The 12977-nt window shown below is 42.5% G+C and carries 8 protein-coding genes; 5 read left to right on the top strand and 3 right to left on the bottom strand.

Annotated features, from left to right (window positions below; translation table 11 throughout):
* Positions 1-77: 77 nt before the first annotated feature.
* Entirely contained in the window at positions 78-1853 is a 1776-nt protein-coding gene (locus GJB62_RS10175; RefSeq protein WP_114084085.1) for an N-acetylmuramoyl-L-alanine amidase, read from the bottom strand.
* An 84-nt stretch (positions 1854-1937) separates the two neighbouring features.
* On the opposite strand from GJB62_RS10175, the gene GJB62_RS10170 reads away from it, so the two are divergent.
* On the top strand, positions 1938-3575 hold the full coding sequence (locus GJB62_RS10170; RefSeq protein WP_114084086.1) for a CTP synthase: 1638 nt from the start codon (positions 1938-1940) through the stop codon (positions 3573-3575).
* Between the two features lie 124 nt (positions 3576-3699).
* Positions 3700-4122: a hypothetical protein gene (locus GJB62_RS10165; RefSeq protein ID WP_114084087.1), complete on the top strand. Its 423-nt coding sequence runs from the start codon at positions 3700-3702 to the stop codon at positions 4120-4122.
* A 185-nt stretch (positions 4123-4307) separates the two neighbouring features.
* Here the strand turns inward: GJB62_RS10165 and speB are convergent, their stop codons facing one another.
* Both speB and GJB62_RS10155 read right to left on the bottom strand, forming a co-directional pair.
* A complete protein-coding gene (gene speB, locus GJB62_RS10160) occupies positions 4308-5351 on the bottom strand; it encodes an agmatinase SpeB (RefSeq protein WP_114084088.1) in 1044 nt (347 codons plus the stop codon).
* Positions 5352-5579: 228 nt separating this feature from the next.
* Complete coding sequence (locus GJB62_RS10155; protein WP_114084089.1) at positions 5580-7172, bottom strand: NAD(P)/FAD-dependent oxidoreductase; 1593 nt, start codon at positions 7170-7172, stop codon at positions 5580-5582.
* Between the two features lie 301 nt (positions 7173-7473).
* Between GJB62_RS10155 and GJB62_RS37990 the strand changes: the two genes are divergently transcribed.
* From GJB62_RS37990 to GJB62_RS10145, 3 genes are all read left to right on the top strand, one after another.
* Positions 7474-7602, top strand: a complete 129-nt coding sequence (locus GJB62_RS37990) for a hypothetical protein (protein WP_258551463.1) — start codon at positions 7474-7476, stop codon at positions 7600-7602.
* A gap of 8 nt (positions 7603-7610) precedes the next feature.
* On the top strand, positions 7611-10019 hold the full coding sequence (locus GJB62_RS10150; RefSeq protein ID WP_159402492.1) for a COR domain-containing protein: 2409 nt from the start codon (positions 7611-7613) through the stop codon (positions 10017-10019).
* Between the two features lie 266 nt (positions 10020-10285).
* Complete coding sequence (locus tag GJB62_RS10145) at positions 10286-12946, top strand: ATP-binding protein (RefSeq protein ID WP_114084091.1); 2661 nt, start codon at positions 10286-10288, stop codon at positions 12944-12946.
* The last annotated feature ends 31 nt before the right edge of the window (positions 12947-12977 follow it).

The raw sequence follows: 12977 nt of genomic DNA, 5'->3' as shown, positions 1-12977 counted from the left end.
ATTCATGAATTGTCCCTATAGTTTTTAGTTTGGCGCAAGAAATAGGATTGCTATAGCTCGTAAGCTTAACTCCCGATCTATCGAACGCTTTTAAACCACTCAGTAATCCCCTGAGCGATCGCATCAGCCATTTTCTTCTGTTCTTTTGGGTTCACTACCTGCTCAAATTCATCGGGATTGCTCATAAAACCCAATTCCAGTAACACCGATGGCGCAGCTGCTGGGCGTGTCAGCGCTAGGTTGTCCCAAAACACACCATAAGAAGGTTTGCCGAGTTTTTTAACAACATAGGTCTGTAAAAATATTGCCAGGCTGTGGGCTTGGGGTTGATACCAAAAAGCGGCGAATCCCTTGGTTTTTTCAGCATCGCCATCATCGGGTAAGGAGTTGTGATGTATGGAAATAGCGATCGCAGGTTCTTCTTTACTAATAATTGCCTGACGCTCTGCTAGAGAAACCTCCTTATCGTCCTCCCGCGTCATCACTACCGTTGCTCCTCGCTTCACCAAATCGTCCCGCAGCAACTTAGATACCACCAAATTCACATCTTTTTCTAAATATCCAGTTGGGCCACTGGCACCAGATTCTTTACCGCCATGCCCTGGATCGAGTACAATCTTGAGATTAGCTAAAAGCTTGCGTCTTGTGTTCCCAATATTAGGCGGATGACGCAAAGCCAAAACCAGGGTTGTACCGTCGTATCTCAGCTTATATCCCCACTGTTGAGCTTTTTTGAGGTTAAAGGTGTATTTTACTTGTTCTGGAGCCTCCTGTTGCCAATCTAGCCGAGAAATTAGAGGGTCATCATCCAGGCGAATAATGTCCGTTTGGGCAGTAGTATTGTAGAGAGTGAGAGCGAGAGCTTTCTCACTTTGTTGCACGCTCACAGGTACGGGAACTTGTAAGGGGAAAAATATCTCTGTCGCACCAGGGAGTTGACGGTATCCGACACTGCGAATTATTGTTTGTGGCGGAATTGCACCAGGTAGAATGCGAGTTTCCTGACTATTAATCCAAGCGCCATAGTCTAGGCGCAACCATTCACCTTCCTTACCTGTTACTGTTGCGCGTGTGCCTTTAGGCAGTGGTGTGAGTCGAGAATAATCGGTGCTTGGGCCAGTGCGAGCAACGCCTGACTCTACTGTAACCTCAGAAACCGGCAACTCTGCTCTTGAGAGGATTTGAATTTTACCAGTCCCTGGTTGAGTTATCGTCTTGCCATTGAGTGTTAGTTGAAACTGAGGTTTTCCCAGATCGGCGGCTGTAGCCACTGTGGTGCAACCTTTATAATTGCCTACGCTAGACTGGGCATAAGGCTGATTTTGCCCTGTCAGAGCTGCCAAATTACTTGGTAGTTGTGCCTGTTGAGGTTGAGGTAAAAGGGTAATCGTCTGATTAGCCAGGGTTACAGAGACATTGGCGTTAGGGGGTGCGATCCCTTCGGGAAGCTTCGCTAACGCGCTAAAACAAATTAGTTCTCCTGGTAGTCTGGCAATATCAGCTGCGGGAGTCAAGGAATCTTTAGCAAAGGCTACCCCCTGTGGTAGTTCAGGGCTAGTGCTAACCCTTATCACCTTAATCTTAAGTTCTTGATTCTGGCGACTCACAGTAAAAAGATTCTCTCCCAACTGCAAGGGGAAACTAGGGGAAAAATGACCAGCTTTGCTGCGGTTAATTGGCTTACTATTGATCAAAACCTCACCATCCGGTGGTGCAGTCCCCAGAAAAAAGATTTTTTGGGAACTCGTCTGGTAGTTTGTCTTGGGAAAAACGACTATAAGAGATGGCTCTGCCAATGCTACGGAGGATGTGAGAATACAGCCTAATATTACTAATCCTAAAAGGTTTTTCACAGCAAATCATAGAAGATTACACCACAATAACTGTGGCACAATGACGGGATGTATTTTTAGAAGTTGTTAGAAATTCAAACTACTATGACTAAGTTTATCTTCGTAACTGGAGGCGTAGTTTCCAGTATTGGTAAGGGCATTGTAGCAGCAAGTCTAGGGCGTTTGCTCAAGTCGCGCGGATATTCGGTGTCGATTCTCAAACTCGACCCTTATATCAATATCGATCCTGGCACAATGAGTCCTTTTCAGCATGGGGAAGTATTCGTTACCCAGGATGGTGCGGAGACAGATTTAGACTTGGGGCATTACGAACGCTTCACCGATACCTCAATGTCGCGCTTGAACTGTGTGACTACTGGCTCGATTTACCAGGCAGTCATTAATAAAGAGCGACGTGGAGACTACAATGGCGGCACTGTACAGGTTATTCCTCATATTACCAATGAAATAAAAGAGCGGATTCTGCGAGTTGCTAAAAGTACAAATCCGTCCGTAGTAATTACAGAAATTGGCGGGACGGTGGGAGATATTGAATCACTGCCGTTTTTGGAAGCGATTCGCCAGTTCCGCAAAGAGGTGGGGCGGCAACATGTACTGTATATGCACGTAACGTTGGTACCGTGGATTGCTTCTGCGGGTGAGATGAAAACTAAGCCAACACAGCATTCAGTTAAAGAACTCAGATCCATTGGTATTCAACCAGATATTTTAGTTTGTCGGAGCGATCGCCCCTTACCCAAGGGATTAAAGCAAAAATTATCGGGATTTTGCGATGTGCCCGAAGAATGCGTCATTACTTCTCAAGATGCCAAAAGTATCTATGAAGTACCCCTAAATCTGGAAAGGGAAGGAATGGCAGAACAAGTACTGAGTTTGCTACAAATGGAGCAACGCCAACCAGATTTGACGCAGTGGCAAACATTGGTACAACGGTTACATACTCCCAAGCACGAGCTAGAAATTGCCATTGTCGGCAAATATGTGCAGTTAAGTGATGCCTATTTATCTGTAGTGGAAGCACTAAACCATGCTGCAATTTCCACTTATGGCAAACTGCGCCTGCGTTGGGTAAATTCAGAAGATTTGGAAAATGAATCAGTCGAAACTCATCTTGGGGGTGTCGATGGCGTAGTTGTACCAGGAGGTTTTGGGGTTCGGGGAGTGGATGGCAAAATTGCCGCTATTAAATACGCCCGCGATCGCCAAATTCCCTTTTTGGGTTTATGCCTGGGAATGCAATGCTCTGTAATTGAATGGGCTAGGCACATAGGGGGATTAACAGATGCTAATAGTGCCGAATTTGACGCTCATACAACTAATCCGGTAATTAATTTATTGCCAGGACAGCAGGAAGTTGTGGATTTAGGGGGTACAATGCGCTTGGGGCTATATCCTTGTCGTGTTCTTCCTGATACATTGGCTTTCAAGCTTTATCAAGAAGATGTAATTTATGAACGACATCGACATCGCTATGAGTTCAACAATGCTTACCGCGATCTCTTATTAAAGTCCGGCTATGTGATTAGTGGGACTTCTCCTGATGGACAGTTAGTTGAAATTGTGGAATTACCCAAGCACCCATTCTTTCTGGCTTGCCAATTTCATCCAGAATTTCAATCGCGTCCTAGTAGCCCTCATCCTTTATTTAAAGGGTTTATTCAAGCAGCGATCGCTCTTTCTCTGTCAACTTCAACTACACCAACGCCATTGGAGGTTTCTTAACAATTCATCATTCAAACAAATTAATTTGATTTTGAATTGGTACACAGCAACATAAACTTAAGGCTTCAGTAGACTTGGACATACAGGGTGCATCATTCGTAAATTTCGGACTTGAGGAGATGTTGTGGCGTACTGGGTGAAAATCCTTTACGAGAGGAGAGAATATGTAGTGAATTTTGAACGTGTCCATGCTTTTTGTTATGAAGTGAATGGCAGGGTTACTTTTTGGCTACCCGATAGTGCCATTCCAATAGTCATTAATCCACAAAGTAACCTAGAAGATTATCAAAAGATTCTCGATTATTTAGAATGCGTGACAAGTTTAGAATTAGATCATGCCCACTGGGTGAAAATCCTTTACGAAAAAAACGAATATGTAATTAATCTCAACTGCATCAGTTCCTTTTGTCATGAACCGAATGGTAGGATAACCTTCTGGTTGCCAGATGGCACTATCCCCATCATCATTAATCCTGTGAGTAATCCTGAATCATATCAAAAAGTTGTGCAATACGTTCACAAAGCAACAGGCTATTCTTTATCTTAAAATTTTTAGATAGTAAAGCAAGGTTAATTAAAAAATTTTAGATTGACTCCAGCAATCAAGTCCGGGGCTTATTATTTAATTTTAGATTTTGGACTTTCCTGTGGAACACTACGCGAACACTGTGAAGTTGGATCGACTGAGCGATCGCAAAACGTCTCAGTCGAACGATTTTAGGAACTCAACAATTACGAATTCTGTTTTGACAAATCCATCAAATTTGCCAGCTTGTAAACTACCCGCGCTCCAACATTACCATCCCACTCGGCATCACCGACTTCACAAATATCAAAGCCAATAATTTTTCTACCACTCTTGACTAATTCCCGGAACAGAAAAAATGTTTGCTCTAATTCCAGCCCACCCGGAACAGGAGTACCTGTACTTGGGCAAAGTTTTGGATCTAGACCATCGACATCAAAGCTAATGTAAACAAACTCAGGTAAATGACTGATAATTTCTCGGCATAAATCAAGCCAAGTTGTTCCAGAGTAAAGCTTTTGTTTAATAGCTGGGTCGTAATATGCAATAATGCGACGATCAGATTGGTCTATCATCTGCACTTCATCATGACTAATATCACGCAAACCTACTTGCACTAGCTTGGAAATTTGCGGTATTTTCATCGCATTAAACATAATCGACGCATGGGAAAATTCAAATCCCTCATAAGCATCGCGTAAATCTGCGTGGGCATCAATGTGCAAAATGCCATAGTTGGCGTAGTTAGCTGCTAATGCTTGGAAATAACCTAACGGCGAACTGTGATCTCCACCAATAACTGCGACTCCCTTACCCTTGTTAATTGCTTCTTGGCAATTTTCAAACAGCCATTGATTTACCTGTTCCCCAGCCTGATTAATTTCTGTGAGGACAGATGTTAAATCTGGTGTATCTGAGAGTTCTTTACCTTGGGCTAATCGCTCAATAATTTTTGCTGCCAAGGCGCGGTAGTATGTATTCTTCTCTAAAATATCTTGGGGAATTTCTACCATGAAAATTCCCTGCTTCCAACCATTAGGGTTATCAAAATCGAATAAATCTAGTTGAGTCGAAGCATCAAGAATGCGCTGGGGGCCATTAGCTGTGCCTGCGCCATAAGAAACAGTGACTTCCCACGGCACACCAAAGACAATCAGGTTTGCAGACTCATAATCGCAGGGCAAACCTAAGAGGTTGCCATTTATTTCACCTACGCCGCTAGGATTGTAGTCTTGTAGTTGATTACTCATCGATTATCTTCTGGATTTACGTGGATAGACAGCACGCCGCCTAGTGCAATACTGCGTAGGTTAAGGTGCATAGTCGAGATCCCCCTTAATCCCCCTTAAAAAGGGGGAAAATAAGACATTCTTAGCCCCTCTTTTTAAGCAGGGCTGGGGGGATCGACTCAAAACCTACGCAGTATTGCCGCCTAGTAGACATCTGCATTCTAATAAAAATTTTTCATAGACGGTTAACTACAATGCCTCTATTACTTGGTCGAAATTGCGGCAATACATCTGTTGGCTGTAGTCATGCCACTCTTTATCTGACGAGTGGGGCGATCGCTTTAATGTTGCTTCTTGGACGTATGCCATCAATGGGCGACGAAGACACTCGTATTTCTCGAAGGCTTTGGCTATAGCTTGTAGGTTATCCCAGTTATTCTCCTCAGCAATTTTAGCGATGAGTGTTGTAACTATTAGCGCATCTTCCAATCCTTGATTAGCTCCTTGAGCCATGAAGGGAGGCATTCCATGTGCAGCATCGCCAACTAAGACGACTCGCCCTACACTCCAGGCTGGTGAAATTTTGGCAGGATTAGCTTCAGGATTGAGGTCAGTTGGGTTAGAAACTTGTACAGAATCCAAAATGCTAGCGCGGTGAACGTAGTATGGACGCTGCTGCATTTTGGCAGGAGGAGATAGACGCACTAATTGCTTGAGCGCATCAGGAAACCCTGCTTTTTCTAACTCCTGCAAAGCTAAGTCAATTAAAGAACTTTCAGATTTTCCTTGCAACGAGTCTAAAGGCAAAGCAAGATGTATTATGTACCCAAGTACACCAGTTGGTCTGCGAAATAAGATTATCCTGATGTTATTTATACAAACAGAATTTCCAGTTATTTCATCATTAGTGATTGTTACAAGTGGTGAGTCTTGAAAGAAATCTTCTTCTAGTTTTGTCAATAATTCTTTTGGTACTTCAGCTATTTCCATACAAAATATAGCTGCAAACCCAGAGTATTCAGGGCTGGCAAAATCATGATGTTGAGTATCTGTGTAAAGCAGCTTACGAACTGTAGAATTAATCCCATCTGCTGCAACAATTAGTTTAGCTCTAATGGATTTTGTTGCTAATTCTTGGGGGACAATCTCTGAGTTTTGGGGTTGCGGATCGTTATCTTTCTGCCCATCTATCCAATAGGCATAAGGGTTGGTTTCTATTGCTGTATCACCTACACAATCTATGCGGACACAACCTTTTTCCGGCTCATTCACAACATTAATACAACGGTGATTAGCTTTAACTAGGTCTGGTGGAAGTAGCTGTCTGAGGGTTGTCTGCAAATTGTACCAAGAAATTGATACTCGACCATCGCCATAATCTTTAAACCAGTCATCAAAACTAAGCGATGTTGACCGAATTATCTCACCCTGCAAATTTTTGTAAATCCATTGGGGTGAAGCCTTTGGAGGTTGTTGCTTTTGAGTAGGTTCGACAGTTTCCTGGTCATTAGACTGTTTGGGACTCAATAAACCCAGTCCAGTTTTTTTGACTTCTTCGTAAGCGTTAGGATCTAAATGTCTGAGAGCTTGTAATCCATTGGGGAGAAGATCCAATGTTTGTCCAACTTGACGAAAGGCGCGAGTTTGATCGATGACAAGGACATTTTCAATTCCACGTTTACGTAAGCCAATGGCAGTTGCTAACCCAATCGGCCCAGCGCCAATCACTACAACATCGTAGATTTCTTGAGAGGTAGAAGAGGAGATAACAGATGCAGGTAAGGTATCATCTTTGGTTGATGTGTTTGTATGTGTATGAGGACTTGATTGAGTTTCTGGCATATTTATATATTGGATGGAAGCTGGGCAATGTGGAAAGCTATAGCCATCAAGTTACATAGGGTTACACAATAATCTTAAAGTTAAATACAAAAAGCAAATATACCAGGCGATTAGAAATCGCGGCTATACAAACAAAGTCCACCTCCGTGGACTAATCAAAATCAAGGGTTCCTTAACCCATGTTCGCATAGCGTTCCGTTCGCGCAGCGTTCTGTAGGGAAGGAAAGGTGAGTTTTGTATTTCGATTCCGCTCAACACAAGTCTGTGTAGACGCGGTTTCTAACTGCCCTTTTAACTTGCGATGTCTACGACGAGTACGCTAACGCACATTGCGCTGATGCAATCCTTGATACAGGGTACATTATTAATTAGCTTAATTTCTCTGCTGCGCGTCCAAGCAGCAACTCGTCGTCAGGCATCGCCTCTGTAAAACCCGAAATGACTAACGAAGAACTGCTGCAAATTATTGAACAAGCTGTCAGAGACAATGTGACAAAATTAGACCTTTCTGACAAACGCTTAACAACGCTGCCACCGGAAATTGGCCAACTCACAAACCTGCAAACCCTCTACCTCTACGGAAATCAACTGAGCAGTCTGCCACCGGAAATCGGCCAACTCACCAACCTGCAATCCCTCGACCTCAGCTACAATCAACTGAGCAGTCTGCCACCGGAAATTGGCCAACTCACCAACCTGCAATCCCTTGAACTCCGCAACGATCGACTGAGCAGTCTGCCACCGGAAATTGGCCAACTCACCAACCTGCAAACCCTCGACCTCAGCTACAATCGACTGAGCAGTCTGCCACCGGAAATTGGCCAACTCACCAACCTGCAATCCCTCGACCTCAACAGTAATCGTTTAGAATCACCTCCACCAGAAATTATCACGAAAGGGTTTAAAGCAATTCTTGACTTTTGCAGACAACAACTAGAACAAAAAACCGATCGCCTCTACGAAGCTAAATTAATCATTGTGGGAGAAGGTGGTGCAGGTAAAACTACACTAGCCAAAAAAATTCAAGACAATAAATATACGTTACAACAAGATGAAAATACCACCGAAGGCATAGATGTTATTCAATGTAAGTTCTTGCTTGACAATAACAGAGAATTTCAGGTCAACATTTGGGACTTTGGTGGTCAAGAAATTTACCATGCTACCCACCAATTTTTCCTCACAAAACGCTCCCTTTATGCCTTGGTTGCTGATACTCGCAAAGAAGACACAGATTTTTATTACTGGTTAAATGCGGTTGAATTACTGAGCGGTAATAGTCCTTTGTTAATTGTCAAAAATGAAAAGCAGGAGCGCAAACGAGAAATAAACGAGCGTGAGTTACGGCGCGAATTCACTAATTTTAAGGAAACACTTACTACAAACTTAGCCACTGATCGCGGTCTGTCAGAAATCTTAAATAAAATTAAGCATTATATTACTAACTTACCTCATGTTGGAATAGAACTCCCCAAAACCTGGGTTAAAGTGCGGGAAGCTTTAGAAGGTGACTCCCGCGAATATATTAGCTTGGAAGAATATATGAATATTTGTCAGAAACATGGTTTTACTAAACAGGAGAATAAACTCCAACTCAGTGGCTATCTGCATGATTTAGGTGTATGCCTTCACTTCCAAGATGATGACTTGTTAATAAAAACCGTTATTCTCAAACCTACTTGGGGTACAGATGCCGTTTACAAAGTGTTAGATAATTCCCAAGTGATTGAAAAACTTGGTCAATTTGATCGCAATGATTTAGCAAACATTTGGCATGAAGATAAATATGCCGATATGCGACCAGAACTATTGCGGCTAATGATGAAATTTAAACTGTCCTATGAAATCCCTAGTCGTCCTGGCACTTATATTGCGCCTCAATTACTCTCTGTTAACCAACCTGATTTCAATTGGGATGAATCCAATAACCTAATCCTGCGCTATAAATATGACTTCATGCCAAAAGGTATTCTCACCCGCTTTATAGTCGAAATGCACTCTGATATTGAACAACAAACCCTAGTTTGGAAAACAGGCGTTGTTCTTGCTAAATACGAAAGCCGTGCTGAAGTAATTGAATACTACAATCAACGAGAAATTCAAGTCCGCGTCGCAGGCAAGCGTAAGAAAGAACTACTAGTAGTTATTAACAATGAATTAGAAAAAATCCATAAGTCTTACGAACGTCTGCAATATCAAACACTTGTTCCTTGTAACTGTAAAAGCTGTAATGATAGTCAAAGTCCTCATTTTTATAACCGAGATGTGTTGTACAAATTCAGGGACAATAATCGCTACCAAATCCAGTGCCAGGATAGCGGTGATATGGTAGATGTCCGCAGATTGATTGACGATGTTTTACCGACTCAACCAAACTTGGAAATACCTATGTCTGAACCCGTAATCAGAAATCAAGTTTTCATTAGCTATAGTCATCAAGATCAGGAGTGGCTGACTAAACTCCAGAAGCACCTTAAACCAATGATTCGCAACCAAAAGCTGCTCGTGTGGGACGATACTAAAATTCAACCTGGTGCTAAGTGGCGCGAAGAAATTAAAAATGCTTTAGCAGTAGCAAAAGTGGCAGTATTGTTGGTTAGCCCAGATTTTTTAGCATCAGACTTTATTGCGGATAATGAGTTACCCCCATTGTTGGATGCGGCTGAAGCCGAAGGACTCACAATTATTTGGATACCTTTGAGTTCTAGCGGCTATGACGAAACAGAAATTGAAAAGTATCAGTCAGCGCACCCTCCCAATCAACCTTTAGACAGACTGGACTCAGGACAACAGAATGAAGCTTGGGTGGCTATCTGTAAAAAGATTAAAGCAGCAGTTCTTGGGTAGAAAAAAGACTCAGATTTTCTTGTGGTAATGCAATACGTTTGGGTTAGTACTAGCCTTGGCGACTAGAAGTCGCGGCTATACAGACAAAACCCACCTCCGTGGGTTAAGAGTATTTTTTAATTGGAAGTCCCTAAAGTTTTGTTCTTTTGCCAAAAGTGGTATATTGGCACTTGATCCGACCGAGTACAAACTATGTATAAGCCCGCAGACCAGAGAAGTCGAGGTGTTGTACTCACTACTATAGGACAGGAAGGGAGAGTGGGCTTATGAACAAAAATATTGGGCAAAATGGTGTTTTTCCCCTGTTTAAAGGTGTACCTCTACGTCGCATTCTCGTAGCGTTGTTTGTGCTGCAAATCTTGCTAGCTGTGGGATTGACTGCATACTTATCAATCCGTAATGGGCAAATGGCAGTCAATGAGGTAGCTAGCGAATTGCGTTATGAAGTCGCTAATCGAGTAGAGCAAAATTTACAGGCTTATCTCTCAACCCCGCGTCAAGTACTGCGCGGTAATCAAAATGTCATTGACATCGGGTTGCTGAAGATGGAAAATCTGGCAACTTGGGAGTCATACTTAATCAAGCAGTTAGAGATTTTTCCTGATGCGATCGCTTTAACGGCAAGCAATGAACAGCAAGAACATTTAGCGGTGGAAAAGCTCAACGATCGCCAATATTTACTCAGAAAAGCTGATAAGTCAACTGGTTACGACCTCTACACCTACAAAATTGACTCTCAAAATCAACGTACTCAGCTACCAGAAGTAATCAAAAACTATGATGCGCGATCGCGTCCTAACTATCAAGCAGCAGTTACCGCTAAAAAATTCAGCTTTAGTCAGATTTTTACATCCATCACCGAACCAACGCTGCTGATTAGTGCTTCTCAACCTATATATAACTCCCAAGGAGAGTTACTCGGTGTCAACAGCACTCTAACTCATGTATCACAAATTGGGGATTTGCTACAAAATATTAAAGTTGGCAAGTCTGGGCAAGTTTTTATTATCGAGCGATCGGGGCTATTAGTGGCAAGTTCCACAACGGAAGAACCATTCCGCCTCCAAAATGGTAAACCGATTAGGTTGGCAGCTTCCCAAAGCGGGAATGCTTTTACTCAAGCAAGCGCTAAGTATTTAGAAACTAAATTTAGTAACTTTGACCAAATTAAGAGTTTACAGCAACTAGATTTCTCTTTTGACGGCAAACGGCAATTTTTAGAAATTAGACCGTTGCAAGGCGAACCAAATGCCAACTGGTTAATTGTAGTAGCTGTCCCAGAAGCAGATTTTATGGGGCAAATTGATCGCAACACTCAAACTACAATTTTTCTCTGTCTGGGAGCATTGGGATTAGCTACTTTACTGGGAATTATCACCGCCCGTTGGATAACTCAGCCAATTTTGTACTTCAGCACGGCGACAAAAGATTTAGCCGATTTCACCAAAGGAGAAGACTCGGTGGTGATTGTACAAGGCATTAAAGAAGTAGAAATACTGGGTGAATCTTTCAATGAGATGATGCAGCATTTACGTAAAACCTTTACTGCACAGATTACTAAAAATGAAGAGTTAGAATTGCAAGTTAAACAGCGAACTCAAGAATTACAGCAAGAGATTCAAAAAAGTATTAACAGTCAGCAAAAGCTAGAACATCATAATCGGGCATTGGCAGAACTGGCAAATCATAGAGCAATTTCAGAAGGAAATCTGGAAACAGCATTCAAAGTTATTACCGAGAAAGCCGCGAATGCTTTAGAAGTAGAACGAGTAAGTGTGTGGTTATTCAATAGTGATGACGACGACAGGCTGCGTCAACGCACTAAACTACAATGTATAAGTCTCTATGAACGTAGCAATCAAAAACATTCGGCAGGTTTAGAACGCGATCGCGCAGATTATCCCATCTACTTTAAATCCCTGACATCTGCCCGCATCATCGCTGTCACCGATACTCGCACCGATCTACGGATACAAGAATTATGGGATGAATTGCTAGAAACAAAGAATATTGTATCCCTAATTAATACCTCCATTTGGGTTGGGGGCGAAGTGGTGGGAACAGTATTGTATGAACAGATTGATATTCCTCGGACATGGGAAGTGAGTGAGCAAAACTTCGTTAGCTCAATAGCTGAATTTGTTGCTCTGACTTTAGAAGTCTGCGATCGCAAAAGTGCAGAATCCGCTCTGCGTGAGGCTAAAGAAGCAGCTGAAGTTGCTAATCGTGCCAAAAAAACCTTTTTGGTAAATATGAGCCACGAATTGAGGACTCCTTTAAGCTCCATTCTTGAAATTGCAGAAGCACTCCAAAATGAAGTGTACGGTACTGTAACCGAAGAACAGCGCCAGTTTCTAAATACCCTTGAATCGAGCGGTAAGAACTTACTAGAATTAATTAACCAAATTCTTGAGCTTACCGACATCGAATCCAGCAAGATAGAACTGCAACTAGCGGCTACTTCGATTCCAGAATTATGTGACTCTAGTCTCAGTTTCGTCAAAAATTTAGCGTTACAGAAAAATATCCAACTGAGTGTACAAATCCCTGAAGAACTCGAACCTATCCAAGTTGATGAGCGCCGCATCCGCCAGGTATTTATCAACCTGTTGAGCAACGCTATCAAGTTTACTCACGACGGAGGCAAAGTTTGGATTGAAGTTCAGCCAAATTCCACAAACGAGTATATCTTTTTTAGCGTGGTAGATACGGGTATTGGTATGCTTTCCGATGATCTTTTCCGATTATTTCAACCTTTTATCCAAGTTGAAAATGCCTCTACCCGTCGTTCCGCAGGTACTGGTTTAGGATTAGTGATGGTGCAAAAAATCGTCGAGTTGCATGGTGGTACTGTCCACGCTGAAAGTCAGTTAGGCAAAGGTAGTCGATTTACAGTCAAACTACCGTGGAAAAAGGTTGGAGAGTAGGGGGTGGAGAGTTAAAATTAACCATTTGCTC

This window comes from Nostoc sp. ATCC 53789 (assembly GCF_009873495.1).
Taxonomy (GTDB): Bacteria; Cyanobacteriota; Cyanobacteriia; order Cyanobacteriales; family Nostocaceae; genus Nostoc; species Nostoc muscorum_A.
The sequence above is the reverse complement of the archived record's forward strand: the minus strand, read 5'-3'. Positions and strand labels throughout refer to the sequence as shown.